The organism is Lentzea sp. NBRC 102530 (assembly GCF_030269365.1).
GTDB lineage: Bacteria > Actinomycetota > Actinomycetes > Mycobacteriales > Pseudonocardiaceae > Lentzea.
In genome coordinates, this window is record NZ_BSTF01000007.1 from 308,782 (window position 1) to 333,727 (window position 24,946).

The 24,946-nt window shown below is 71.6% G+C and carries 23 protein-coding genes; 6 read left to right on the forward strand and 17 right to left on the reverse strand.

The features are described from left to right. Positions 1-6: 6 nt before the first annotated feature. From QSK25_RS20985 to QSK25_RS21005, 5 genes are all read right to left on the reverse strand, one after another. On the reverse strand, positions 7-933 hold the full coding sequence (locus tag QSK25_RS20985; protein WP_285640497.1) for a hypothetical protein: 927 nt from the start codon (positions 931-933) through the stop codon (positions 7-9). A 139-nt stretch (positions 934-1,072) separates the two neighbouring features. Further along, positions 1,073-1,591, reverse strand: coding sequence for a hypothetical protein (locus QSK25_RS20990; RefSeq protein ID WP_285640498.1), 519 nt, complete (start codon positions 1,589-1,591; stop codon positions 1,073-1,075). Continuing rightward, positions 1,584-2,690, reverse strand: a complete 1,107-nt coding sequence (locus QSK25_RS20995) for a hypothetical protein (RefSeq protein ID WP_285640499.1) — start codon at positions 2,688-2,690, stop codon at positions 1,584-1,586. Before QSK25_RS20995 ends, QSK25_RS20990 begins: the two co-directional genes overlap by 8 nt. A 16-nt stretch (positions 2,691-2,706) precedes the next feature. Further along, the gene (locus QSK25_RS21000) at positions 2,707-3,093 is read right to left on the reverse strand and encodes a FixH family protein (RefSeq protein WP_285640501.1); all 387 of its coding nucleotides are present in this window, start codon (positions 3,091-3,093) and stop codon (positions 2,707-2,709) included. After that, entirely contained in the window at positions 3,090-4,424 is a 1,335-nt protein-coding gene (locus QSK25_RS21005) for a DUF8832 domain-containing protein (RefSeq protein WP_285640503.1), read from the reverse strand. Before QSK25_RS21005 ends, QSK25_RS21000 begins: the two co-directional genes overlap by 4 nt. A gap of 135 nt (positions 4,425-4,559) precedes the next feature. On the opposite strand from QSK25_RS21005, the gene QSK25_RS21010 reads away from it, so the two are divergent. Both QSK25_RS21010 and QSK25_RS21015 read left to right on the forward strand, forming a co-directional pair. Beyond that, positions 4,560-5,693: a sensor histidine kinase gene (locus QSK25_RS21010; protein ID WP_285640505.1), complete on the forward strand. Its 1,134-nt coding sequence runs from the start codon at positions 4,560-4,562 to the stop codon at positions 5,691-5,693. Beyond that, positions 5,690-6,346 (forward strand): response regulator, encoded by a 657-nt coding sequence (locus QSK25_RS21015; protein ID WP_285640506.1) that lies wholly within the window; start codon positions 5,690-5,692, stop codon positions 6,344-6,346. Before QSK25_RS21010 ends, QSK25_RS21015 begins: the two co-directional genes overlap by 4 nt. 31 nt (positions 6,347-6,377) lie before the next feature. Here the strand turns inward: QSK25_RS21015 and QSK25_RS21020 are convergent, their stop codons facing one another. The 4 genes from QSK25_RS21020 to QSK25_RS21035 form a co-directional block, all read right to left on the reverse strand. After that, positions 6,378-7,007, reverse strand: a complete 630-nt coding sequence (locus tag QSK25_RS21020; RefSeq protein ID WP_285640507.1) for a hypothetical protein — start codon at positions 7,005-7,007, stop codon at positions 6,378-6,380. Positions 7,008-7,102: 95 nt separating this feature from the next. Beyond that, a complete protein-coding gene (locus QSK25_RS21025) occupies positions 7,103-7,747 on the reverse strand; it encodes a response regulator (protein WP_285640509.1) in 645 nt (214 codons plus the stop codon). Then, positions 7,732-8,787, reverse strand: coding sequence for a hypothetical protein (locus QSK25_RS21030; RefSeq protein ID WP_285640510.1), 1,056 nt, complete (start codon positions 8,785-8,787; stop codon positions 7,732-7,734). The genes QSK25_RS21025 and QSK25_RS21030 overlap by 16 nt, the downstream gene beginning before the upstream one ends. Then, positions 8,780-10,129, reverse strand: a complete 1,350-nt coding sequence (locus tag QSK25_RS21035) for a sensor histidine kinase (protein WP_285640511.1) — start codon at positions 10,127-10,129, stop codon at positions 8,780-8,782. The genes QSK25_RS21030 and QSK25_RS21035 overlap by 8 nt, the downstream gene beginning before the upstream one ends. 98 nt (positions 10,130-10,227) lie before the next feature. Here QSK25_RS21035 and QSK25_RS21040 point away from each other — a divergent pair, with 98 nt between their 5' ends. Genes QSK25_RS21040 through QSK25_RS21050 form a run of 3 tightly spaced genes read left to right on the forward strand, consistent with a single transcriptional unit; the run spans position 10,228 to position 11,875 of the window. Continuing rightward, positions 10,228-10,782, forward strand: a complete 555-nt coding sequence (locus QSK25_RS21040; RefSeq protein WP_285640512.1) for a VanZ family protein — start codon at positions 10,228-10,230, stop codon at positions 10,780-10,782. Between the two features lie 39 nt (positions 10,783-10,821). Next, positions 10,822-11,481, forward strand: coding sequence for a response regulator transcription factor (locus tag QSK25_RS21045; RefSeq protein WP_285640513.1), 660 nt, complete (start codon positions 10,822-10,824; stop codon positions 11,479-11,481). A gap of 22 nt (positions 11,482-11,503) precedes the next feature. Beyond that, positions 11,504-11,875, forward strand: coding sequence for a hypothetical protein (locus QSK25_RS21050; RefSeq protein WP_285640515.1), 372 nt, complete (start codon positions 11,504-11,506; stop codon positions 11,873-11,875). Here QSK25_RS21050 and QSK25_RS21055 read toward each other — a convergent pair. From QSK25_RS21055 to QSK25_RS21065, 3 genes are all read right to left on the reverse strand, one after another. Then, a complete protein-coding gene (locus QSK25_RS21055; RefSeq protein ID WP_285640516.1) occupies positions 11,850-12,431 on the reverse strand; it encodes a GrpB family protein in 582 nt (193 codons plus the stop codon). The genes QSK25_RS21050 and QSK25_RS21055 overlap by 26 nt on opposite strands. Before the next feature lie 37 nt (positions 12,432-12,468). Continuing rightward, a complete protein-coding gene (locus tag QSK25_RS21060; protein WP_285640518.1) occupies positions 12,469-13,830 on the reverse strand; it encodes an oxygenase MpaB family protein in 1,362 nt (453 codons plus the stop codon). 81 nt (positions 13,831-13,911) lie between these two features. Then, positions 13,912-16,032, reverse strand: a complete 2,121-nt coding sequence (locus tag QSK25_RS21065) for a discoidin domain-containing protein (protein WP_285640519.1) — start codon at positions 16,030-16,032, stop codon at positions 13,912-13,914. A gap of 184 nt (positions 16,033-16,216) precedes the next feature. Here QSK25_RS21065 and QSK25_RS21070 point away from each other — a divergent pair, with 184 nt between their 5' ends. Continuing rightward, on the forward strand, positions 16,217-17,125 hold the full coding sequence (locus QSK25_RS21070) for a DUF1996 domain-containing protein (protein WP_285640520.1): 909 nt from the start codon (positions 16,217-16,219) through the stop codon (positions 17,123-17,125). Here QSK25_RS21070 and QSK25_RS21075 read toward each other — a convergent pair. The 5 genes from QSK25_RS21075 to QSK25_RS21095 all read right to left on the reverse strand — a co-directional run bounded on the left by QSK25_RS21075 (position 17,107) and on the right by QSK25_RS21095 (position 24,881). Continuing rightward, positions 17,107-17,868 carry a substrate-binding domain-containing protein gene (locus QSK25_RS21075; RefSeq protein ID WP_285640521.1) on the reverse strand — a complete coding sequence of 254 codons (762 nt, stop codon included), beginning with the start codon at positions 17,866-17,868 and terminating at the stop codon, positions 17,107-17,109. The genes QSK25_RS21070 and QSK25_RS21075 overlap by 19 nt on opposite strands. Beyond that, positions 17,865-20,060 carry a discoidin domain-containing protein gene (locus QSK25_RS21080; protein WP_285640523.1) on the reverse strand — a complete coding sequence of 732 codons (2,196 nt, stop codon included), beginning with the start codon at positions 20,058-20,060 and terminating at the stop codon, positions 17,865-17,867. Before QSK25_RS21080 ends, QSK25_RS21075 begins: the two co-directional genes overlap by 4 nt. Positions 20,061-20,170: 110 nt before the next feature. Then, positions 20,171-21,184, reverse strand: coding sequence for a LacI family DNA-binding transcriptional regulator (locus QSK25_RS21085; protein ID WP_285640525.1), 1,014 nt, complete (start codon positions 21,182-21,184; stop codon positions 20,171-20,173). 4 nt (positions 21,185-21,188) lie between these two features. Continuing rightward, complete coding sequence (locus QSK25_RS21090) at positions 21,189-23,615, reverse strand: glycoside hydrolase family 3 C-terminal domain-containing protein (protein ID WP_285640527.1); 2,427 nt, start codon at positions 23,613-23,615, stop codon at positions 21,189-21,191. Between the two features lie 84 nt (positions 23,616-23,699). Then, the gene (locus QSK25_RS21095) at positions 23,700-24,881 is read right to left on the reverse strand and encodes an ROK family transcriptional regulator (protein WP_285640529.1); all 1,182 of its coding nucleotides are present in this window, start codon (positions 24,879-24,881) and stop codon (positions 23,700-23,702) included. Positions 24,882-24,946: the final 65 nt, after the last annotated feature.

Here is a 24,946-nt window from a genome sequence, read left to right on the forward strand (position 1 = left end):
ACTCTCCTAACGGACTACGACGTCGACCTGGCGCGTGGCCGGGTCGTACTCGCCGTCGGGGGCGGGACGGGTCTCGATGGCGATCAACGCGGGGGACACTCCCTGGCCCACCAGGACGTCGCGCACCATCTGGCCGCGCGTCTGGGCCATCGTCGGGTCCGTGCCGTGCGCCACGAGCGTGATCGAGGCCCGGGGTGCGACGAGCAGCATCCGGCCGACACGCTGGATGAGCACGGTGCCGTGGCCCTCGTAGGCGGTGGTGCCCTGCACGAAGCGGATGGCGCCGTTGCCGTTGACCAGCCGCGAGATCGAGTCGTGCAACGCCTCGACGTTCAGGTCGCCCGCGTTGGTGGACGGGCCCACCTCGATCCGGTCGGTGACCTGCAGGCCGTTGGCCGCCTGCTTCAGGGCGTCGCGCACCGCCGCGGCCCTGGTCTCGTCCGGCACGCGGGCCGCGACGACCACCTGTCCGTTGTGGACGGTGGTGGTCACCTCGGAGACCTTGGCGGACAGCGCGGCGGTGACGACCCTGCCGATCACGGCCGGGGGGATCGGCAGCAGGCCACCGAGGCGCAGCGCGGCGGTGACGCGGTGGCCGTCGGTCTGGACGGCCTCGATCAGCGCGCGCCGTTCGGCGTCGTCCGCGACCGCGCCGGACACCAGGATCTCGCTGCCGCGCACGGCCACGAGCAGCTGTTCCGGTTCGGCCTGCCGCACGTCCGCGCTGCCGACGCCGGACACGTCCGACACCACCGCGCGCACGGCGTCGACCGAGCGCGGCGCTACTTCGCTGACCACGACCGACCGGCCCTCGACGGCGACGACGCCGTGGTAGCCGGCCTTGCCGAGCGCCGCACGCACTTCGGCGTGCAGGTCCCGCTCGATGCCACCGCCGTAGACGATCACGCCGGTGGCGGCGAGCAACGCGGGCACCAAGAGCCCGCCAATCCAAACCGCGTGAGGCAAACGCACGGCGAACTGGCTATCGGACCTCGGCCCGGCAAATCCAGCCAGTACATCCGTTCGGGCGGAACTTCACCCGGTCAGGTGGCCGGGTGAAGTCCGAACCGGATCAGTCCACCACGGTCCGCGTCCGGCGCCACGCGATCACGATCAACGCGATCAGGCCGAAGAGGGGGATGGTGCTGATCGCCCACGACAGGCCCATCGGCGGGCCGGGCTGTTCCATCACCTGGAGGTTCTTCAGCTCACCCGAGCCGGGACCGGCGGGGCCGTCGACGTCGAACTTCATCGACCAGCTGCCCTGCTCGGGCAACGCGAAGATGTCGAGCCCCCACACCTCGCGCTTGCGGGGGTGCCGGGCGAGCGGGCTGTCGTCGGCCTCGACGCCCTCCCGGAACAGGGTGAGCGTGCCCTTCTTGCCGTCGACGCCGTTCTCCGGGGCGAAGGTGAAGTCGAGCGACTGCATGGCCTTCACCGGCCACGTGCTGAAGCCGATCGTCAGGTCGTACGGTCCGGCCTGCACCTTCTCCGTGTGCACGACGTTGACGGGTTCGAACGCCAGCGCGGGACTGGTGAGCCCGAACAGCAGCGCGGCCGTGCCCGCGAGTGCCAGCAGGGTCTTACGCATGGCGGTCTTCCTTTGCTGGTGCGAGGTGACGGAGCATGTGACCGAACCGCCGGCCGAGCATCCCGGCCAGTGCGCCGAACACGGCACCCGCGACGACGGTGGCGACGTAGCGCTCGGCGTTCGGGAAGCCCGCGCCGTAGGTGATCATCCGCTGGACCGGCGCGAGGGCCGTGATGATCACGCCGCCGGCCGCGCCCGTGGCCCACGCGGGCAGGCCGCGCAGCAGTTCCACGACGACCGCGACGAGGACCAGGCTCATCGGGATCATGTTCGGCAGCCCGGGAACGCCGTCGACGTAGTCGCGCAACGGCAGGCCGGTGGCGTCGGCGTAGACCTCGGTGGCCCACGGCGAGAACCACCAGAACACGGCCTGCAGCACGGCCACGACGACACCGACGGCGAGCGCGCCACCCCGGCGGTTGAGCACGTGGGCGCCCATGAACAGGATCATCACCGAGAAGAACGCGCTGCCGGCGTTCACCGTGTTCACCGGGCCGCCCGGCAACGCGCGCAACCCGAGCACGGTGACCATGCTGAACGCGAGCAGCGTGCCCGCCGCGCCCGCGACGCCGTAGACGCCCCAGCCCCGGTCACGGGCGACCGCGAAGATCATGACCGCGCCGACCATGGTGATCGAGATCGACAGCAGCAGGCCGATGTGCGGCGGTGAGTCGATCACCGCGTCGAACCCGTACAGGCCGTGCCACCACTGGTCCCACAGGCCGTAGACCAGGAACAGCGCGGCGCCGGTACCGGAGACCAGGTAGCCGACGGGCGCGGCGAACGTGCGGCCGAGGACGGCGACCGCCCTGCCGCCGACCAGCGGGTCGACCTCCCTGTCCCGCTTGGCGTTCGCGGTCGTCAGCAGCACGACGGCGAGGCTCGCGAGGCCGGAGATCGCGCTGCCCGCGTACAGGAACAGGTGCGGCATCGTGAAGAACGTGTCCGGCCCGACGTCGCTGTGCCACTGGATGTCCCAGGTCAGGCCGATCAACGAGAGCAGGGTGCCGCCGAGCACGACGCTCGCCGGGACCAGGCCCCTCGGCACCGTCCTCGCCGACGACGCCGAGGTCGCCGCGGTGATGTCCGCTGTGGTCAAGGTTCTTCCTCCCCCTTCAGGTGAGCAGCAGCGGGATGACGACCCGCTCGCCGCGCAGTGACACGGTGATCTCCCATTGGCCGGGCATGGTCAGGTCGACGCCCGCGACCCGGTACCGGCCCGGTGCCTGCGCCGCCGCCGTGATCGGGGCGAGCGCGTGGCCCATCTGCGGCATCGCCGGTTCGACCGTGACGTCGCCGTCGGCGGCGTTGCCGGAACGATCGGTGATGCGCAGGTCGAACGCGTTGCTGCCGGACTTGGTGCTGTCCGGCGTGAGCTCGAACCGCAGGTCGGCGCTCTCGGCCAGGTGCGGCTGGGCCTCGACCGTGCGCGGCCAGAGCACGACCGCGGCCGCGATGACGGCGAGAACGCCCGCGACGACCGCCACGACTGAGCGCTTCACTTCACGGCCGCCTTTCCCGCGGGCACGTCGACGGTCCTGGGCACGGTCACGACGGAGTAGTCGCGTTCGACCTGGATCCACACGAGGTACCTGCCGGGCAACGGGAACGAGTAGGTGAACGGCACGTCCGGCCCGTACGCGGCGACGCTCTCGTCGGGCTGGTCCGGCTGCCCCGGCCGGGGCGGGAGCATCGAGTGCACGTGCGCCCAGATCGGTGCTCCCGCCGGTCCGTCGGTGATCGGGCCGACGACGATCATGTGGCCGAGCATGCCGAGCCACGGTTGCAGGTCGCGCTCACCGAAGTTCGCGGTGAGCGTGCTCGGCCGGCCGGCCTCGCGGATCTCCATCCCGGTGTCGGCTTTCCCGTCGTGCGCGGGAGCGGCCGCACCGCCCTCGACGTCCACAGTGGACCGCAGCAGCTGCACTCCCCCGCCGCGCCGGGCGATCTCCGCCGCCAGCGCGTGCGTGCCCTGTTCGGGGTCGCGCAGCTTCACCCGGTACTCGCCGGGCGCGGTGCGGACCGGGTGCAGGTGCCGCAGGTGCCCGGACGGCGACACCACGACGAGGTGGACGAACGCGCTGTCGTGCACCAGCAGGTCGTCCACCGGCCGTCCGGACGAGCCGTCGGTGAGGCTCAGCACCAGGTCCTGGCCGTCCACCCGCGGCACCATGTTCACCGGCGGCCGCGAGAAGTCCGCGATGGAGGTTCGTTCGTACGGGTTCATCACGGTGTCGTAGGTCGGGTCCAGGTCGGAGCCCGGCGCGGGGACCGGTGGGATGCTCGGCGACAGCAGCGCCGCCGTCACCCCCACCGCGATCGCCGCGACCATCCCCGCCGCGGGCACGAGCGCGAACCCGGGCCGGCCCAGCACGGCCAGGACCAGCGCCGCCAGCAGCAGCACGCCCGCGGCGATGAACCCGCCGTAGGTCGCGTTCTCCCACGGCGACGGCACGAGCGCGGGCACGACGAACGGGATCGTCGCCTCGTCGACCGCGAGCTCCCACGGGCCGGGCCGGTCCACGTGCAGCAGGCCGGAGTAGAAGCCCGGCGTGGCACCGAGAACCACCTTGGTGGCGCTGGACGGCGCGCCCGCCGAGCGCAGGGTCAGCGAGAGCTCACCGGCCGGTGTCCCGGCGTGCGTCACGACGTCCACGTGCACCGGCCCCGGCACCTCCGCGACCCGCCGGACGATCACCGTGAGGTCGCGGTCGCCGAGGCTCTGCGCGACGTGGACGTCCGCGCCGTTCTGGGCACCGTCGGCCAGCGCAGGGGCCGCGATCCCGAAGATCGCCCCCAGCGCGAGCAGCAAGGTCACAACACGTCGTTTCATCGCGACCGAACGTAGCGATCACGCGGTGCCCGGCGCGTCACTGCGGAGTCGGAAACCGGGTCCCCCGCGCGGGGGACCCCGGACCCCTGTGAGGCGGGAGGTCCTCAGGGACGCGATGGGGCAGGATCGAGCCCGATGGATCTGATCAAGCTGCCCCTCAAGCACCAGTCGTGGCTGGTCGCCGCCGTGTGCATGGCCGTGGACGGCGGTCTCGTGCTGCTCGACGGCGAACCGCCGGCGCAGACCGCGGTCGTGCTGCTGATGACACTCGCCGTGGACGCGATGCTGGCCGGCCCCGCGCGGCTCTCCCTCTGGGTGGCCGTGGCACAGGCGGTGGTCCCGGTGGTCGTGCTGCTCTCCTGGTTCAACGGCGCCGACTCCAACGACGCCGGCCTGCTGATCGCCGGCTACCGCGCGGGGGCCTGGTTGCGCGGGGCGCCCGCGTGGGCGTCGCTCGGCGTGCTCTCCGCGAGTCTCATGGCCACCATGTTCCTCAACGGCTACGGCCCGCTGTTCGCCGTGCTCGTCGCGGCCAAGGGCGCGTTGCTGCCGTGGCTCGTCGGCCGGTACACCACGGCCCGGCGCGCGTACCTCGCCGAGTTGGAGAAGCAGTCGGCGATGGCGGAGAAGGACGCGAAGGCGGCGGTGGCCAAGGCGGTGACCGAGGAACGCGGCGCGATAGCCCGCGACCTGCACGACGTGATCATCCACCACGTGAGCGCGATCAACCTGCACGCCGGTGCCGCCCGGCTCGGCACGCCCGAGGGCGACCCGAAGCTGATGACGTCGTTGCGCGCGGTCGAGACGTCCAGCCGCGCGGCCATGGTCGACCTGCGGCACCTCCTGGACCTGTTGCACGGCGACAAGTCCGAGGGCGCGCGGCAACCCGGTCTCGACAACCTCGACGAGCTGCTCGACGGCGTCCGCGCGGCGGGCACCCCGGCCCGGCTGGAGGTGTGCGGGCAACGCCGCGACGTGCCGGAGTCGGTGGACGTCACCGTCTACCGGATCATCCAGGAGATGCTGACCAACGCGCTGCGGCACGGCGACTCGTCCGGTGTGACCGTGACGCTGCAGTACGCGCCGGACTCGCTGACCGTCGCCGCGGTGAACGTCGCCGGGCGCGGCGACGACACCGGTGCGGTGCGGCGCGGGCTCGTCGGCATCCGCAACCGCGCGAGCATGTTCGCGGGCACCACCCGGTCCGGGCTCGACCCGGACGGCCGCACCTGGCGCACCGTCGTCACGTTCCCCCTGGAGGCCTCATGACGCTCTCGGTGCTGCTCGCCGACGACCACGCGATGCTGCGTTCCGGCATGCGCGCGATCTTCGACACGCAGGACGACCTCCGGTGCGTCGCCGAGGTCGCGGACGGCCACGCGGCCGTCGCCGAGGTCGCGCGGCTGCGACCGGACGTGGCCGTGCTCGACATCCGCATGCCGAAGCTCGACGGACTCGGTGCCACGGAACGGATCCTGGCCGATCCCGGCAACCGCACGAAGGTCCTGCTGCTCACCACGTACGACACCGACGAGTACGTCTACCGGGCGTTGAAGGCGGGGGCCAGCGGGTTCCTGCTGAAGTCGTTGCCACCGGAGGAGCTGATCTCCGCCGTGCGGGTGGCGGCGCGCGGGGACGCGTTGATCGACCCGTCCGTCACGCAACGGCTGATCGCGCGGTTCGCCGTCAGCCTCGCCCCTCCCCCGACGCCGCCCGAGCTGGAACTGCTGACCGCGCGCGAACGCGAGGTGCTCCAGCTCGTCGCGGCGGCGTGCAGCAACGCCGAGATCGCCGCGCGGCTGCACGTCGGGGACGAGACGGTCAAGACGCACGTGTCCCGCGTGCTGGCGAAACTCGGGCTGCGGGACCGGGTGCACGCCGTGGCGTACGCGCACATGAACGGGCTGGTGCAGAGCCGCTGAGCCGCGGGGACCCCTCGTCGTACCCCGCGGCTCAGCTCTCCCAGACCACCGGTGACTTGGTGTAGCCGTCGCCGCGGTTGTACTCGCCCGCCACGACCGCGGAGCCGTCCGGAGCCGCGGTGAGCACGCAGGTCTCGTAGGTCTCGCCGGCCGTCTTGAACGTCTTCGGGGCGCTGGTGGAGTCGCACTTCGGGGTGTCGCCGCTGATGATCACGCCGGTGCCCTTGCCGTCGGTGCCGAGGCCGCGCAACGAGACCGAGGTGTAGCTCAGGTCCGTGCCGCTGAGGTTCTCGACCTTGACGCGCAGGTAGAACGGCGTGACGTTCTTGGCCTTGTCGCCGAACTTCGCCAGGTCCTCCTTGGCGCCCGCCTCGATGGCGGTGAGGGTGACGGCGATCGTGCCGGTCTTGTCCCCGGAGGACATCGGCAGGACGGCACGGGCACCGACCTTGAGCTTGGTGCCGGGGGCGGTGACGTCGCCGCCCGCCGCGACCGGGGTGTCTTCCTTCTTCGACGTGCTGGTCGGGCTCTCGGACGTCGTCTCCGTCGTCGTTTCCGGTGCGGCGACGGGTGATCCGGTGGTCTCCCCACCGCAGGCCGTCAGCAGCAGACCTGCTGTCGCGGCGACGGCGAGGAACAGGGGGCCACGGGCGTGCGTCACTGGTGGAACTCCATCCGGCTGCGGAACCTGGGGATGCCCAGCAGGCTAGGCCAGATGCCGCAACGCCGGTATCGGTCGATCACACCACAGGGCGCTCACAGGTCGTCGAGGCCGATCAGCCCGTCCTGGATCGCCCGCGCCACGAGCGCGGCCTTGGTCGGGGCCTGCCTGCCGATCGCCGCGTACTTGACCCTGATCCGCTCCAGGTGGGAGTTGACGGTGCTGAGCGTGATGTTGAGGCGTTGCGCCACGAACTCCTTCGACTCGGACTGGAACCACTCGACCAGCACCTCGGTCTCGCGTGGCGACAACGCCGGCCGCGTCTCGCTCCGGTCTCCCGCCAGCGCGCCCGCCAGTGCCGGCGGCGTGTACGAGTGGCCTTCCGCCGCCGCCTTGACGGCCTGCACGAGGTGGTCGGCGCCCTCGGCCTTGGTCAGGTAGCTGAGCGCGCCGATCTCCAGGCACTGCAACGCGATCTCGTCGTCGGACCGCATCGAGTAGACGATGACCCTGCGGCCGTCCTCGACCAGCTTGCGCAGCTCCGCCGTCGCCGGGGTGACGCTGTTGAGGTGCAGGTCGAGCACGACGACGTCGGCCGTCGCGCCGGGCCCGTCCCACGCCACCGCGGGGTCCTCACCGGAGGCCACGAGCTCGACGTCCGCCGTGGACAGCCAGTGCGCGACCCCCGCCCGCACCACGGGATGGTCGTCGACCAGGACCGCCGTCACGCCGTCCGCCATCGCGCCTCGCTCCTCACCAGTCCGCTGTGGACACTCGTCTCGACCGTGACCTCGTTCGGCTTCGCGGCTTCGGGCGGTTCGTGCTCCGCGTCCGCCACCACCGCCACCCGCACCTCGGTCGCGGTGCGCAACAGACTCACCTTCGCACGCCCGTGCGCCACGGCCAGGGCCTGGGCCATCGGCGCGACCAGCTCCCGCCGGACCTCCGTGGGCACCGGCGTGGCCGTGCCGCTGACCGCGAGCTGCACCACGACCCCGCGCCGTTCCGCGACGTCCACGCACGCCGTCAGCTCGTGCAGCAACGGATCGGGCACGTCGTCGTTCTCCGCGAACAACCTCCGCAACTGCACGGCCGCCACCGAACACCTGAGCCTCGTCCCGGGGTCTTCGGTGCTGACCCGTTCGTCGGCGAGGTCCGCGAGCAGCGGCAGCAACGCCCCCAGCTGCCCCTCGAACCCGGCCCGCAGGTCCTGCTCCCGTTGACGGGCGAGCTCTTCCCGGGTTCTGGCGGCGTCGTGCGCGGCCGCCGCCTCGGCGGCGAGTTCCGCGTCGCGGTGCAGCACGCGCGTGATCACCAGGACGCCCAGCTGGAAGCTCGTGCCGCTGAGGATCACGACCCCGGCCGTGCCGGCGTCGCCGTTCCCGTCGTGCGCGAACCAGCCGACGCTGAAGCAGATGTGCGCGGCGAGCGCGGCGATCAGCGCCGGTGGGCGGTCGACCAGCACGAGCAGCAGGTACCAGCCGACCAGTCCGAACCCCCAGTCGGCGGGGCCCAGCGACGCTCCATCGGGGAGCGCGGTGGTGGCCAGGACCGAGGCGCCCAGCGGGAGGGCGGCCAGGATCGGCGGCACGGTCGGGCTGCCGGCGGCGACGAGGGTGGCGACGGCGGCCAGGACGGCGGTGAGCAGGGCGTAGGCGAGCCAGGCCGGCGGGGCGTGGGGGTGGTCGATGAGCTGGGGCAGCATGAGGACGAGCTGGACGGCGAGGACCACGACGAGCAGGACCCGCCGGGTGAGGGTGACGACGGCGACGTCAGGCATCGGCCGCTCCGCCATGGTGAGCGCTGCCGCCACCGGCCGCGCTGCCTTGATCGGCACGACCGGTCGCACTGCCGCCACCGGCCGCGCTGCCACGATCGGCACCACCGCCGACGCCCCTGGCAGGCCCTCCACCACCGGTCGCACTGCCACCAGCATCGCTGGAAGGCCCGCCGCCAACCGGCAAGCAGCCACCCGCCGCCTCGCCGCCGTCCACACCGCCGCCGGCCGGCAAGCAGCCACCCACCGCGCCGCCACCCCTGCCGCCGGCCGCACCGCCGCCAGCCGCCACACCACAGTCCGGCCGGTCGCCATCGGTCACCGTCCGCGCCGCCAGACCGCCCACCGGCCACTCCAGGCGCACCCGCGTGCCTCGTCCCGGCGCCGACTCGACGACGGCCGTCCCACCCGCGGCCACCATCCGCTCGACCACCGACCCCCGCAGCCCTCGGCGGTGTTCCGGCACGTCAGCGACCTCGAACCCCCGCCCCTCGTCCCGCACGACCACCACCCCGGGCGACACGGACAGGTCCGCACGCCCGGTCCCCGCGTGCCGCGCCACGTTGGTCAGCAGCTCCCGCACCGCGCGCACCAGCACCAGCGCCACCCCGGCCGGTACCGGCACGACGGCGGCCTCCACCCGCACCTCCACTCCGGAGTCCCGCGCCACCGCCGACAGCGCCGCTCCGAGGTCCACCGTGCCCGGCACGTCGCGTTCGGCCAGCACCACCAGGTCCCGCCGGGCCTGCGCCGCCACCTCGGCCGGATCGCCGCCGTGCGCGGCCATCAGGAACGTCGACGCGGCCGTGTCGTGCAGCAACGCCAGGTACTCGCGTTCCCGCCGTCCCTGGTCCAGGGCGACGGCCGCGGCCCGGCTCCGCGTGGCCGCGCGTTCGCGCAGCACGTCCACCCGCCGGCTGGACCTCCGCAGCAGTTCGTACGCCAGCCTGGCCAGCACCGACTCCAGCACTGCCCTGACCAGCACACCGGGCCCGGTCGTCACCACCTGGACGGCGAGCAGCGCGGCGGTCGCGGGCACGGTGACCCGGAGCGGCCACTGCCACTGCCAGGTGATCAACGTGGTCGTGAGGACGGTCAGCACCCACTGGTCGGCGTCGGCGCCCAGCAGCAGCGAGAGCAGCACGACCCGCAGGAACGCCACCGGCAGCGCCACGCGGGGCAGCCGGAAGTCGGCGAGGGTGCTCAGCCCGACCACCGCGAACAGGCCCCAGCCGAGCGGCGAGTTGAGCGAGAAGGCACCGAAGAGGCTGATCAGCGCGACGCCGGCGCCTCGGACGGGCCCCGCGAGACGCGAGACGGTCGCAAGCAGTCTCGCCTCCAGCACGCCAGCATTCTGCACATATCGCCCGCGTATGCAAAAACGCGTACGCCCTGGCAACGCGCGTGCGGCTGGAGTGGGCACCTTCGTCACCGGAAGCTGGAGTGAACGTGCTCAACACCTGGCAGGAGTGGGTCGGAACGGAGACCGGGGTCGTGCTCGGGTCCGTGCTGGGACTGCCGCTGGCCGTCCTGGCAGTGCCGCTCCTGGCGCTGTGCCGCAGGACCGGCGCGCGCAAGGCGCTGGCCGACGTGGGGATGGTCTACGGGACCCTGCCGTGGGTCTGGATCATCATGCTGCCGGGCGCGGAGCCGGGAACGCCCGGCGAGCTGAGCCTCGTGCCGTTCGCGGACGTCGCGGACCTGCTCTCGCACAACGACTGGGGGCAGATCGTCGGCAACATGCTGGTGTTCGCGGCACTGGGGTGCTTCGCGCCGCTGCGGTTCGCGAAACTCCGATCGCCAGGAAGGGTGTTCGTGTTCGCGGCGGCCTGCTCGGCGTTCTTGGAGGTGCTCCAATTCGTGCTGCTGCTGGACCGGGTGTCCTCTGTGGACGACGTGTTGCTCAACGCCGCGGGCGCGGCCGTCGCCAGCCTGCTGTCCTGGTACTGGTGGCGTCCCCGCCACGAAGCAGAGGACCGGCACCTGGTCGCGGTCTGAATACGCGGGCGATATGTGGTGCTCCCTAGGCTGGGCCGCATGCGCGTGCTGATCGTGGAGGACGAGCCGTTCCTGGCCGAGGCCGTCCGGGACGGGCTGCGGCTGGAGGCGATCGCCGCCGACATCGCGGGGGACGGCGACACGGCGCTCGAACTGCTGAGCGTCAACTCCTACGACCTCGCCGTGCTCGACCGCGACATCCCAGGGCCGTCCGGGGACGAGGTGGCGCGCCGGATCGTGGCGTCCGGCAGCGGCATGCCGATCCTCATGCTCACCGCGGCCGACCGGATCGACGACAAGGCGTCGGGGTTCGGGCTCGGCGCCGACGACTACCTCACCAAGCCGTTCGAACTGCGCGAGCTGGTGCTGCGGTTGCGTGCGCTGGCCCGCAGGAGGGCCTACGCGCGGCCACCGATCAGCGAGATCGGCGGGCTGCGGCTCGACCCGTTCCGGCGCGAGGTGTTCCGCGACGGCCAGTACGTGGCGCTGACCCGCAAGCAGTTCGCGGTGCTGGAGGTGCTCGTCGGCGCGCAGGGCGGGGTCGTGAGCGCCGAGGAGCTGCTGGAACGGGCCTGGGACGAGAACGCCGACCCGTTCACCAACGCCGTGCGCATCACGGTGTCGGCGCTGCGCAAGCGGCTCGGCGAGCCGTGGCTGATCGCGACGGTACCGGGGGTCGGGTACCGCATCGACGCGTAGGCCGCCCGGCCCCAGCGCCCGGATGAAGCTCGCGCTGCGCTACGCGGGCGTCGTGATCGTGTCCGGCACGGTCCTGCTGGTGCTGGTTCTTCCTGTTGCGGTACCTGCCGACAAGCCTCAGGGGACTCATCGGCATCAGCCCCAGCCGCGACCTGCTCACCATGATCTTCGGCCGGGTCACCGCGATCGCCGTGGTCGGGCTCACCGCGGTCGGGCTCGTCGGCGGCTGGCCGCGCGGAGTTCGCTCGCGCACCGGATCCGGTTGCCGGGCAAGGCCGACGAGTTCCGCGAGCTCTCGGACGTCTTCGACACGCGCGCCCACGGCGAGGCGCTGGACCTGGCGCCGCGTCCGGAAGGCGGCCTGCGCGTCACGATCCGGCTGCCCAGCGCGTGAGCTCCGGCCCGATCTCGGTGAAGAACGCCGTCTTGGCACGGGTGTAGTCGTCGTAGTCGGCCGCACCCGCGTGCACGCCGGCGAGGTCGCGCTTGATCCGCTCGTAGCGCACGGCCTGGCCGGGGTGGGCGCGCAGCCAGTCGCGGAAGTCGACGACGAACCGCGCGAACGGTGAGTCGGCGCGCCGGACGTGCAGGATCGCCGAGTCCGGGATGTGGAACAGCCGCTTCTCGTACACGGCGTCGGCGTGCTCACCCGGCCGGCGCGCGTCGCGGTGCACGCCGGGCGAGTCCGGCCGCGACCCGAGCGCCGGCACGAACGGCGTCGAGGCGAGCAACGCTGCCGACTCGTCCCGCGTGGGCAGGTCCGGCAGGCACACCTGGAGGTCGACGACCGGCTTCGCACCGAGCCCGGGAACGGACGTGGATCCGATGTGCTCGTAGGCGAACCCGTCCGCCCCGGGCAGCACCGAGAACGCCGCGCGCACCTCCTCCAGCAGGTGGTGCGCGCGAACCGGCCAGGACGGGTCGTACTCGACGATCACAGCGGAGGGCACGCCCTCCACCCTAGGCACGCCCTCCCCCAAACCGCCCCTAGACGCGGCCGAGCAGGTGGCGGGCGGCCTCGAAGTCCCGCTCCCCCACCAGGAACTGCCGCAACACCTGCTCCAGCTCGTCCCCGTGCACGGTCCCGTCGCCGTCGTGGTCGAGCTCCCGCAACGCCGCGATCAGCTCGTGCCGGCGCGGGCTGTGGTCGAGCAGCCGGGTGTACTCGTCCTGCCGCACCTCGCCGTTGCCGTCGCGGTCGATCAGCCCGCGCACCACCGCCGCCACCGCGCCGTACCCCCGTTCGCGATCGGCCTCGCCGGGGTACGCGCGATCGGCCAGCGCCACGGCGTACGCGGCCTCGGTGACGCTGCCGTCCACCGGCGTGCCGGTGGCCGTGGCCAGCTGCTCCCACCACGACCGGAAGGCGTCGTGCAGCGCGTCCTCGTCCTTCTCGTCGAGGTCCAGGTGGGTGCTGATCTCGCGGGCCATCGCCAGCAGGTCGCTCCACCGCAGCACGCCGTCGCCGCTCTGGTCCAGCACCGTGCCGAAGAACGACTCCGGCACCACCACCTCCGCGGGTGTTTCGGCCGCCCTGATCGAGGCCGCCGCCAGCGGCATGTACCGCCACGGCTTCGGCAGCAGGTCGGTGATCATCCGGACGGCCAGGTGCAGGCCGCCGACCACGAACTCGGAGCCGGGCACCGGGGCCAGCCGCAGCCGTTCGCGGTAGGCGGGAGGCAGCGTCGCGGTCGTGGCCTGGACCGCGGCCGTGACGACGGCGAACCGCAGCGGCGCCCACACCAGGCCGGGAACCGGCACGCCGGACGGCGGCGGGATGCGGTAGATGCTGCCCGACAACAGGTCCCTGACCGTCGCGTTGTCCTCCAGCACCTCGGCCACCACGTGGTCGAAGTACGCGCGGAACTCCTCGGGCGTCGCGGGCAGGTCGTCCTCGGCCAGGCCGAACTGGCGCCCGACGCGTCGCCACTCGTCGTAGAACCGGCCGGTCTCCTCCGACGACAACGGTTCTCCGCCAAGCCGTTGCATGGTCAGCACGGCCTCGAACAACGTCAGGTGCACCCACGCCCTCGACGAGGAGTCGCCCGCGTCGAACGCGCGGCCGTAGCCGTCGGTGCCCTGCATGCGGCGGTGGAGCCGTTCGAGGCGGGCGAGCTCACGGCGCTGTTCGGCCGGGCTGCCGTAGACGTACGTGTGCAGGCTTTCGATGGTGCGGAACAACCTTCGCCACGGCCGTGCGTTGTAGACCGAGTACTCGGCCACTGCGGCGCCCACGGCGGGATGGGCCGCCTGCAACACCAACGCCCGGTGCATCACCATCAGGAAACGCCACTGGCCCAGGCGTTCCCACGTGCTCGATCCCGGCCCCAACGCCACGTCCACGGTCATGATCCGAAATTAGTCATGACGTCGGGGCCGAAGAACGACATTCACCTCATGCGGTCACGGAATCCACCCGGTCGCCGCAACTCACCGCCGGTACACGCCCAACTCGTACAGCGAGTAGCCCCAGCCGGTACCGCGTTGCGTGGCGTGCAGCCGGACGTACCGGCCGGTCGCGGTGACGTCGATGGAGTCGACGCCGCCGTTGCCGGTGGTGGTGCCGTGGACCGAGCGCCAGTTGTTGCCGTCGTCGGACACCTGGATCTCGTAGGCACGTCCGTAAGCGCCTTCCCACACCAGTTGCACGTGCTGGAAGGTGGTCACCGCGCCGAGGTCGACCCGGAGCCACTGCGGGTCGGCCCAGTCGGTGGCCCACCGCGAGCCGGCGTTGCCGTCGACCGCGTTGGACGGCGGGAACGGTGCCCCGTCGCCGACCTGCTGGTACGAGGAGGCCGTCACGGGCTTGCCCAGTGCGACGTTCGTCCCGGCGGGCTGGGGTGCGACGACCCGGACCGACCTGGTCTCGATGCCGATGTTGCCGCGCCCGTCCTCCGCCATCACGTACACCTTCCAGACACCGAGGCGGTCCGGGGCGGTGACGGTGAGGCGGTTGCCGTTGACCTGCACGGGCGCGTTGGCCAGGCCGCCGCTGTTGTCGATGTACTTGCTGTTGAACGCCGCCGACCAGGTGATCGCGTCCCCGTTGGGGTCGGAGGCCGCGACGTCGATGTTCAGCGGTGCCCCGGCCGCGATGGTCTGTGGCAGGTTCATCGCGGAGATCACCGGCGGCGTGTTGGACGGCGTCGCGCCACCGAACGCCCGCTGCACCGAGTAGAACGACAGCCGCTTCTTGCCCGCCGGGGTCAGGTTGAACCACACCGCGCCGAAGTCGTACTCCGTGCCGTAGTGGAACAACGTGCCGCCGAACGAAACGCCGGTGTGCCCGGTGATGCAGTTCCAGGCCTGCGTGTAGCCGTCCCGCTTCTGGACGTCGGTCGGCTCGGCCGGGACACCGTTGGCGTCGTTGGACACCTCCCACTCACCGGCGGGGCCGGCCTCGGTGAGGATGTACGGCTTGGTGTAGCCGCCGTCGATCCAGTCCTGCCGGACCTTGCACACGTTGCCGTAGGAGTTCACCGAGTAGAGGTCGAGGTCGGGCGTGTGCGCCTTCAGGTACGCCCACGCGCCGGTCCACGCGTCGGTGTTCGTCACGGGGTGGTTGGTGTCGATCGCGTGGATCGCCCGGGACGCCTCGTTGACGTACTTGGCGTACTCGACGCGCTGCGTCTCCAGCTCGGCGCCGGAGTAGCAGTTCTGCAGGCCCAGGATGGACTCGTTGCCCACGTTCCACATGAGAACGCCGGGGTGGTCCTTGTACGTGGTGACCCACTGCCGGATCTGGCCGAGCATGTCCGCTTTGTACTGGGTGTCGGTCACGTAGTTCACGCAGCCACCGGAACCGGGACCGCCGCCGGGCTGCAACCAGAACCCGTTGATCACCCGCAGACCGTTGGCGGCGGCGGCGTCCAGCAGCGGCCTGGTGGAGGCGTCCGTGCCCCAGGTGCGCAAGGTGTTGACGCCCATGGACTTCAGCTCCGGCATGTACCGCGCGGCGTCCGCGGCGGGCGGACCCCAGGTCAGGCCCTTGACCGTCCACGGCGCACCGTCGACGGTGAGCTGCCAGTTGCCCTGCGACCCGGTCACCCGCACACCGGAACCGGGTTGCGGGTTCGAGCCGCCTTGCTCACCGAAGACGCGGAACTCCCACAGCGAGACGCCGTAGCCGTTGGCGCGCTGGGTGGCGTTCATGCGGACGTACCGGCCGGTGCCGGTGACGTCGAAGCCCTGGTTGCCGCCGGTGCCACCGGTGACCGACCGGATCGTCTGCCACGAGTCGCCGTTGTCGGACACCTGGAGGTCGAACGCCGTGGCGTAGGCGCCCTCCCAGTCGAGCTCGATCCTGGACACGCGCGACGTGGCGCCGAGGTCCACGCGCAACCACTGCGGGTCGCTCCACGTGCTCGACCAGCGCGTGCCCGAGTTCCCGTCGACCGCGGCGGCCGCGGGGGTGCCGCCGCCCTCGATCGACGACGCGGTGGTGGGTTTGCCTTGGGACAGCAGTGAAGGCGCGGCACTGACCGTGCCCGGCACGACTGCTAGTCCCACCAGCACGGCGATCACCGTGCCGGCAGAGCGGAGGCGGTACATGGCGTCTCCTGCAGGGGAATCGATGGGTTGAAGTGCGGGAGAGCGCTCTCCCAACCCTGCTGGCGAATGTTACGAACGGACTTCAACGGTGTCAACTGGCCCCTTGACACCTCGGGCGGCGAGCGGGACTCTTCCTGGGAGAGCGCTCTCCCAGCCGGTTCCCACATCGGCAGGAGGACACGACTTGTCCCGAAAACTCAGCGCGCCGGCCGTCGCGGCCGGCCTCGTCGCCGCGGTGCTCGCGGTGGCGACCCAGTCGGCCCAGGCCGACGACTACGTGAGCCACCACGAGTTCCAGGCGAACTGCTCCTTCGCCACGGACCGCCCGGACGACCCGATCGTCTTCCCCGGCCTGCCGGGCGCGTCGCACCTGCACACCTTCCTCGGCAACAACTCCATCGACGCCAACAGCACCAACGACTCGCTGCGGCAGGGCAGCACCAACTGCATCACCCCCGACGACAGGTCGGCGTACTGGTTCCCGTCGGTGCTCAACGGCGACCAGGTCGTGCGCCCGACCGGCAACCAGGTCGTCTACTACAAGTCGGGAATTCTGAAGTACCAGGAGGTTCAGCCGTTCCCGCCGGGCATGCGGTTCGTGGTCGGCAGCCCCACCTCGACGCTCGAGCAGTTCCGCGACCACCCCGGCGCGGTCGAGGGCTTCGAGTGCGGCGACAGCTTCCACAACTGGGACATCCCGTCCTGGTGCGCCCCCGGCAGCCAGCTCAACGTCCGCTTCCAGGCGCCGAGCTGCTGGAACGGCCGTGACCTCGACTCGGCGGACCACAGGTCCCACATGGCCTACCCGGACCGCGCGACGCTCGTCTGCCCGCCGTCGCACCCCGTGGCGGTGCCGATGATCGAGTTCAAGATGGCGTTCCCGGTCTCCGGGGACATGTCACGGGTGAGGTTGTCGAGCGGCCGCGGCTACACCTGGCACTACGACTTCATGAACGCCTGGGACGCACCCACCCAGGCCGCGCTCGTCCGGCACTGCATCAACGGTGGACTGCAGTGCGATCCCCGTGGTTACGACCAGTACAAGCCCCACCGGGGCGCGGCGCTCGGACCGGACTACCGCCTGCCGCGGTGATCCTCCGGCGCTGACAACGTGGTTCCCCGCACGAACTCGCACGCGATGAGCTCGTGAGGACGCTTCTGAGGCAGGCGGGCCAGCAGGTACACGGCCCGCCTGCCCGTTTCCCACCTCGGCACGCGCAGTCCGGTGAGGCCCAGCAGGTCGGTCTCCGGCACGTCGAGCGCCAGCACCGAGAGTTCTCCGGGAACCGACATGCCCCGGCTGCGCGCCGCACGGACGAGTGCGGAGGCGTCGTCGGGGTGTTCCGCTATCACGGCCGTCACGCCGATGCGCACGAGCTGGTCCAGCCAGACGGCCGGCGCGTGCATCCCCCTGACGTTCATGGCTTCCGCCGCCGCACGGAAACCGTGCAGGCGTTCGGCGGAGGCGGTGCCGCCGGGCAGTCCGATGTAGACGATCTGCCGATGGCCGAGAGCCGCGGTGCGCGCGACGAGATCGCGCACGCCCGCGGCGTAGTCGACGTCCACGTAAGGAATCTGTCTGGACGTGCTGTCCCGTCTGCCGATCGACACGAACGGGATCGCGTGGTCGGCGAGGCAGGCCAGGTCGTGCTCGTCGGCGGTGCGGTCGAGCAGGACGCAGCCGCTCAGGGCCACTCCCCTCGTGTCCACGAAGTCGAGATCGGCGCACAGGAGCAGGCCGCTGCCCGCCCGGTGCGCCGCGTGCCCGATGCCCGCCAGAGCGGGCGTGCTCTCACCGGGAAGGGAGTCCCGGGAGAGCACGCCGATCAGGCTCACGGATAGGTCACCAGGTAACGGACCTGGGTGGCGAGGTTCGCTTCACCGCCGATGCCGTTGATGACGTTGGCGATCGTGCCCACGCCGCCGAGCGACACGGTGACCAGGTGCGTGAAGCGCACACCGGGCCGGTTCGGTGCCTCGAAGCCGTTGTCCGTGACGATGCTCGGGTCGGCCTGGTTGAAGGCGTACACGCCGACGCCGAACGCCTCGTGCGTGGTCACGGTGTCGGCCACCTTGTAGCCGGCCCAGCCGCGCTTGGAGCCGTTCATCCACGCGGCCTGGTTCGGCGGGTCGTACGGCAGTTCGTTCTGGTACAGGTAGACCTTGCCACCGTTGGCGTTCCACACCAGGTTGTGCTGCTGGTAGTGCTCCACGAACAAACCGTACGCGATCACGTTGTCGCCGTTGACGACGACTCCGTTCTGGCCCGGGTTCGCGGTCCAGCTGACGCCTTCACCGTGGTCGGCGCGCCACACCCAGGTGTGGTCGATGATCGTGTTGCGGCTGTTGACGCGGAGGCTCGTCGTCGCCTTGCCGGCCTGCGACCCGCCGACGCGCAGGTACACGTCGTGCATCGACGTCGGGTTCGCCGCGTGGTCGGTGGTGGTCGAGTCGCCGATCTCCAGCAGCACCGGGGAGTTCTGCACGCCCGCGTCGACGAGGAAGCCCGCGAGCTTCACACCGTCCACATCGGACGTCGTGAGCGCCGCCTTGCCGGTGGTCGGCGTCAGGGTCGCGAGGCCGAGGCCCAGCACGACGGTGTTCGGGCGGGTGACCCGGATCGTGTCGTCGAGCTGGTGGATGCCCGGCGTGAGCAGGAGGTGCTTGCCCTGCTGGAGAGCCGCGTTGATGGTCGCGGCCGGGGTGCCGGGCTTGACGATGAAGAAGTCCGCGAGCGACAGGGAGCTGCCGGGGTTGCCGTTCTCCCAGCTGGTGCCGCGCGAGTTCTGCCGCAGTGCCGGGACGAACACCCGGTACTCACCGTCGTTGGTGAAGTAGAGGTAGGGCTTCTCGCGGGTGACCGGCGAGGTGTCGACGGTGGTGTGCGACGGGTTCGGGAAGTTGTCGGGCGGCGCGCCCTGCGTGCCCGCGAACACCATGTTCCAGACCGAACCCGACCAGCCACCGGCGAGGTTGCTGTTGCGGGTGAGGAACTGCTGCTGCGAACCCGAGATGACGGTGCCGTCGATCTTGCTGTCCACGATCAGGCCGCCGCTGGCCCAGCCGTCGTACCCGTTCCACAGGTGCTGCTGGCCGCGCAGGTGCATCCGGCGGTAGGCCGTCGCCTGCGAGACCGCCCAGCGCTCGATCTGGTTCGCCGGCAGCGTGACGGACAGGTTCTCCGCTCCGCGCCAGAAGTTCTGGGTGGCGTTGCCGAGGTTGTTGGGGTCGTTGCCCTGCTGGAGCCAGTCGGCCTCGACGCGGATGTGGCCGTTGATGTTCACGTCGTCCGGCATCAGGCCCAGGCCGGCGATCTGCGTGTAGAAGCGCAGGTTGACGTCGGCGTTGTAGGTGCCGGGCTTGAACAGCACGGCGTGTCGCTGCGGGCCGAACTGGTTCGTCTTCATCTGCGCGGAGATCGCGTCGAGGCGGGCCTGCATGTCCGACTGCGACGAGCCCGGGCCGTAGACGTACACGTTCGGACCGAAGTCCGGGTTGCGCGGGTCGGTCGGCGTGACGCCGGGGACGTCCGGGGTCGTGGCGAAGACTCCCAGCTCCCACAACGAGTAGCCGTAGCCGGTACCGCGCTGCGTGCCGAACACCCTCAGGTACCGGCCGGAGCCGGTGACGTCGAGCGACTGGTTGCCGCCCGTGCTCGTGGTCGTGGAGTAGACGTCGCGCCACGAGTTCGCGGCGGCCGTGTCGGACACCTGGACCTGGAACGCCTTGCCGTGCGCCGTTTCCCAGTTCAGGGAGACGCGGCAGACCTGCTGGGTGGAGCCGAGGTCGACCTGGAGCCACTGCGGGTCGGCGAACTGCGAGGACCAGCGCGTTCCGGCGTTGCCGTCGACCGCGGCCGACGCCGGGGTGCCACCGTTCTCGGTCGAGGACGCGGTGGCGGTCTTGTTGAGGGCTATGTTGGTGGTGCCGCACGCGGCGGCGCCGGCCGGGAAACTGATGCTTGCCGTGGTCACGAGACACAAGGCGGCGGCCGCGAGACCGGCCACCCTGGACAGGGGAGAGCTCATGAGCCTGCCTGACACCTTTGGGGCGAGTGAGCCCGAACGGTGACGCCCGTGGCACCGGGCGTCGGGAGAGCGCTCTCCCGCAGATTAACGCGCGATGACGGACAGGTCAATCACGCGGACCCCCTCAGTACGAGTTCCGGTTCAAAAATGATGGACCGGGGGCGCGCCTCCGGGTCGTCCAGGGTCGTGAGCAGCACTTCCGCCATCTTGGCCGCCATCTGCTCGACGGGCTGGCGGATCGTGGTGAGCGGCGGGCGGCAGGACGTGGCGGGCGCGCTGTCGTCGAAACCGACCACGGCGACGTCCCCGGGAACGTGCTTTCCCGCAGCTTGGAGCACCTCCACGGCTCCCTGGGCCATCAGGTCGTTGGCCGCGAACACACCGTCGACGTCCGGGTGCTCGACGAGCAGCCGCGCCATCGCCCGCGCGCCGCTGCCCGCCGTGAACCCGCCCTCGACCGCCGGGACGTACGGAAAACCGTTGCGCGCCATGGCATCCCGGAACCCGGTGAGCCGGTCCTGACTGGCGGGCACGTCGAGCGGCCCGGAGATCGCGGCGACCCTGGTGCGTCCGATCGCGACCAGCCTCGTCGCTGCCAGCCGTCCGCCCGCCTGGTGGTCGAGGTCGACGAAGCTGACCGGCAACGGCCTGCCGGGCCGCGCGTAGAGCACCGCGGGCACGCCGGCCTCCAGCAACCGATCGGGCAACGGCTCGGCGGCGTGGGTGGTGACCAGCAACGCCCCGTCCGTGCTGCCCTGCTTGAGAAACTCGACGACCTCGGTGCGCGCCTTGTCGGTGTCCGCGAGCATCAGCACCGGGTGCACGCTGTGGCCGCGCAGGAAGTCGACCACCCCGGCCGTCACCCGCCCGAAGAACGGGTCCACGAACACGTCCGACCCGCCACCGGCTCCGGAGATGATCAGCGCCACCGTCCCGGTCCGGCGCGTGACGAGCGACCTCGCCGCGTGGTTGGGCGTGTACCCGGTCTGCTCGATGGCGTCGCGCACCGTCTCCTGCAACGACGGGTCGACGTTGCGCGTGCCGTTGACGACGCGGCTGACCGTCGCCCGGGACACCCCGGCGACCCGCGCGACGTCCTCCAGCGTCGGGATCCCCCTGATCATCCGCTTACCGCGGCCTCAAGACGTGCCTGGCCGCGAGGCGAACACGGGTGGTCCCGGCGTCGGGTCCGATGTGGACGGTGAACCCGCCCGACTCGGTGCACCACCCGTTCTCCCAGTGCCGCGTGGCCTGCGGCGAGACCTCCACCAGCACCTCGACCGCCTCCCCCGGCTCGGCGACGACCGCGGCGAAGCCTCCCAGCCACCGCGGCGGTCTCGGCACCGCGCTGTCCTCGCGGGACAGGTAGACCTGCACGACCTCCCGCCCGCGCCGCCTGCCGGTGTTGCGCAGCCGCACCCGCACCGCACCCCGCTCGGCGTGCGCCCCCAGGTAGTCCCAGGTGGTGTAGCCGAGCCCGTGCCCGAACCAGTACGCGGGCTCCACGTCGTGCGCCGTCCACGCCCGGTACCCGATGTCCAGGCCCTCGCCGTACACGAGCTCCTGGTTCCGCGGCAGGAAGTCCGCGACCGGCACGTCCTCCTCCCGCACGGGCCACGTGGTGGGCAGTCGCCCGCCGGGTTCGCGCTCACCGAACAGCACGTCCGCGAGCCCGTTCCCACCCTCCTGCCCCGGGAACCAGGTGAGCAGCACAGCGGCGGTGTCGCCGCGCCACGGCAACAGCACCGGGCCTCCCGAGTTCACCACGACGATCGTGTTCGGATTCGCCAGGCACACGGCCGTGACCAGCGCGTCCTGCTCCCCCGGCAGCTCCAGGGTGGTCCGGTCGCGGCCCTCGCCCTCGATCGCGTCCGTGGTGCTGACGACGACGATCGCGACGTCGCTCCTGCTCGCCGCTCCTACCGCCGCCCCGAACTCCCGGTCGGCGTCGGGCCTCGGCGGGTCGGCGGCGAGCAACGAGGCCATCCCGCTGTCCTCGCCCAGCTCGCGCCTCGCCACCAGCTCGACCTCGGTGTTGTCCGTGAGCTGGACCTCGACCTCGCGGTGGGGCGGGCGGAGGTGCTTCACGGCGGGGTCGTCGGTGTCCACCGGCTGCACCTCGTCGAGCACCCTGGTGCCGTCCACGTCCAGGGTCAGCCGGCCGTAGCCCGCGACCGCCAGCCGCCACGGACCGGTCCCGGTGACGTGCAGGGTGGTGCTGATCTCCAGGACCCGCGCTCCCGGTACCTCCTCGGTTTCGAGGATGCGGCCGGTGAGGCGGTGCTCGCGGAAGAGCTCCTCGTCGTTCTCGCCGAGCACGCGCACGAGGACGGGTGCGCGGACCGGGGTCGGCTGGTCGTCGATGCGGACGCCGGGGGCGTGCACCACTTCGGCTCGGGGGAGGAGGGCGTCGAGCAGGGAGTTCTCGGCGGAGGGGTAGAGGCCGGAGCTGCCGCCGCCCTGGACGCGCGGGACGGCGGCGCCGGGACCGATCAGGGCGATGGTGCGGCCGGGGTGCAGGGGCAGGATTCCGTTGTTGCGCAGGAGGACCGTGCTCGCGGCCACCGCTTCACGCAGCAGCTCCACGTCGGACGCCTCAGGTGACACGTCACCAGCAAAGACGACCTCCCCGGCCTGGCCCGCCTCCGACGCGCTCTCGCCTTCCAGCGCCACTTCACCTTCCAGCGCCACTTCACCTTCCAGCGCCCCGACCCGTGCGGCCAGGCGCAACAGCCGGAGCACCTTGTCGTCGACCGCGCTCTCCGCCACCTCCCCCGCCTCGACCGCGGCCACCAGCAGGTCCCCCCACGGCCCCCAGGGTCCCGGCATCGACAGGTCCTGCCCGGAGGCCGCCGACTCCACCGTCGTCCGCACCGCACCCCAGTCCGACACCACGACCCCGTCGAACCCCCACTCGTCCTTCAGCACCTCCGTGAGCAGCGGGTTCTCCGACATCGGATGGCCGTTGACACCGTTGTAGGCCGACATCACCGCCCACGCGCCCGCCTCCACCACCGCCTCGAACGGCGCGAGGTACAGCTCCCGCAAGGTCCGGGCGTCCACCCGGACGTCGTGGGTGAGGCGGTCGGTCTCGGTCTCGTTGGCCACGAAGTGCTTCGGTGCCGCCGCCACGCCGCGCGACTGGACGCCCTCCACGTACGCGACGCCCAGGCGGGCGGTGAGCAGCGGGTCCTCGGAGAAGCACTCGAAGTGGCGGCCGCCGTAGGGGGTGCGGTGCAGGTTCAGGACCGGGGCGAGCAGGACGTCGACGCCCTTGCGGCGCGACTCCTCGGCCAGCAGGGCGCCCAGGCGGTGCACCAGGCCCTCGTCCCAGGTGGCGCCCAGGGCCGTCGGGGACGGCAACGCGAGCGAGGTGCGGCGTTCGTCCCAGCCGGGGCCCCGGACTCCCGCCGGGCCGTCGGAGAACGTCAGGGCGCGCAGGCCGATCGACGGTTCGGCGCAGGTGCGCCAGACGGAGCCGCCGGCCAGCAGGCGCACCTTGGCGCGCAGGTCGAGCTTGCCGACCAGCCGGACCAGCTCGTGGTCGTCGTGCACGGAACCTCCTTGGAGAGCGCTCTCCAAAGGGTCGGGGTGCCGGGCGCCGCTGTCAATGCGTCGGAAGGTCGCTTCTCGCCGGGGTCACCCCGGCGCACCGGTCTCCAGGAGGACGGCCAGCGGGAGGGTCGCGGCACCCACGGCGACGGCGTCCGGGCCGGTCAGAGCCAGTTCGATGCGGACCTGGCCGAACGGGTGGCGCAACGCGTGCGAGGACGTCGCGGCGACGATCTCGTCCAGCTTCACAGCACCGAACGCGAGGCCCGCCCATCCGCCGAGGACCACGCGTTCCGGGTTGAACAGGTTCACCAGGTTCGCGATGCCCGCGCCCAGATAGCCCACCGACTCGTCCACCACCCGGCGGGCCACGGCCGAGCGCGAGGTGAGCAGTTCCTCCAAAGCGGACTGCTCGTCCAACGACGAGTCGTCTCGTCGCACTGCCTCCCGGTAGCGGGCGAGCACGGCCGAGGCGCCGGCGTAGGCCTCCAGGCAGCCGCGGGCTCCGCACCGGCAGCGCCTGCCGCCGTACGCGATCGTCATGTGGCCCCACTCCCCCGCGTTGCTGGTCGCACCCCGGTGCACCACGCCGCCGGCCACCACCGCGATGCCGACGCCCGACCCGACCAGCGCGATCACCGCGTGCCGGGCACCCCGGCCGGCGCCGAACCACATCTCGGCCTGCCCCTGGGTCTTCGCACCGTTCTCCACCAGCAACGGCAGCGTGACGCCCGCCGCGCGGATCATCTTCTCCAGCGGCACCGCGTCCCAGCCGATGGTCTGCGCGTGCACGACCGCCGACTCGCCCTGCTCGACCGTGCCGGGCACCCCGACGCCGACCCCGAGGACCGACGACGCCTCGACGCCCGCCAGCACCTCGTCGACCCCCGAGGCGATCAGGTCGGCGACCAGCGCGGGCTCCAGCGCGGTCAGCAGACGGTCCACAGTGGACAGACGGGTCATGGCGAGGTCGAACAGCTCGACCTTGATCCCCGTCTCACCCACGTCAACGCCGATGACGTACCCGAACGCCGGGTTGACCCGCAGCAGCACGCGCGGTCTGCCGCCGTCGGAGTCGACCGAGCCGGCCTCCACCAGCAGGCCCTCATCGAGCAGTTCGCCGGTGATCGTGGACGCCGTCGCCGGACTCAGCCCGGTGGCCAGGCTCAGCTGCTGACGGCTCAGCGGGCCGTCCAGGAAGAGGGCCGTCAAGAGCACCGATCGGTTCTGCCGGCGGAGGTCTCGCACGGTCGCCCGAGTACGCACCATGAGCGCCGAGGTTAGTTCGCGCCTAAAAATAAGCCTCGGGTCGTGACCTCTTCGTTATTGACTTG

Bases quoted from the DNA above. Each gene is read 5' to 3' on its own strand.
- QSK25_RS20990 (WP_285640498.1), bottom strand. From the start codon at position 1,591: ATGCGTAAGACCCTGCTGGCACTCGCGGGCACGGCCGCGCTGCTGTTC.
- QSK25_RS21005 (WP_285640503.1), bottom strand. From the start codon at position 4,424: ATGAAACGACGTGTTGTGACCTTGCTGCTCGCGCTGGGGGCGATCTTC.
- QSK25_RS21010 (WP_285640505.1), top strand. From the start codon at position 4,560: ATGGATCTGATCAAGCTGCCCCTCAAGCACCAGTCGTGGCTGGTCGCC.
- QSK25_RS21015 (WP_285640506.1), top strand. From the start codon at position 5,690: ATGACGCTCTCGGTGCTGCTCGCCGACGACCACGCGATGCTGCGTTCC.
- QSK25_RS21025 (WP_285640509.1), bottom strand. From the start codon at position 7,747: ATGGCGGACGGCGTGACGGCGGTCCTGGTCGACGACCATCCCGTGGTG.
- QSK25_RS21030 (WP_285640510.1), bottom strand. From the start codon at position 8,787: ATGCCTGACGTCGCCGTCGTCACCCTCACCCGGCGGGTCCTGCTCGTC.
- QSK25_RS21045 (WP_285640513.1), top strand. From the start codon at position 10,822: ATGCGCGTGCTGATCGTGGAGGACGAGCCGTTCCTGGCCGAGGCCGTC.
- QSK25_RS21050 (WP_285640515.1), top strand. From the start codon at position 11,504: ATGAAGCTCGCGCTGCGCTACGCGGGCGTCGTGATCGTGTCCGGCACG.
- QSK25_RS21060 (WP_285640518.1), bottom strand. From the start codon at position 13,830: ATGACCGTGGACGTGGCGTTGGGGCCGGGATCGAGCACGTGGGAACGC.
- QSK25_RS21065 (WP_285640519.1), bottom strand. From the start codon at position 16,032: ATGTACCGCCTCCGCTCTGCCGGCACGGTGATCGCCGTGCTGGTGGGA.
- QSK25_RS21080 (WP_285640523.1), bottom strand. From the start codon at position 20,060: ATGAGCTCTCCCCTGTCCAGGGTGGCCGGTCTCGCGGCCGCCGCCTTG.
- QSK25_RS21085 (WP_285640525.1), bottom strand. From the start codon at position 21,184: ATGATCAGGGGGATCCCGACGCTGGAGGACGTCGCGCGGGTCGCCGGG.
- QSK25_RS21095 (WP_285640529.1), bottom strand. From the start codon at position 24,881: ATGGTGCGTACTCGGGCGACCGTGCGAGACCTCCGCCGGCAGAACCGA.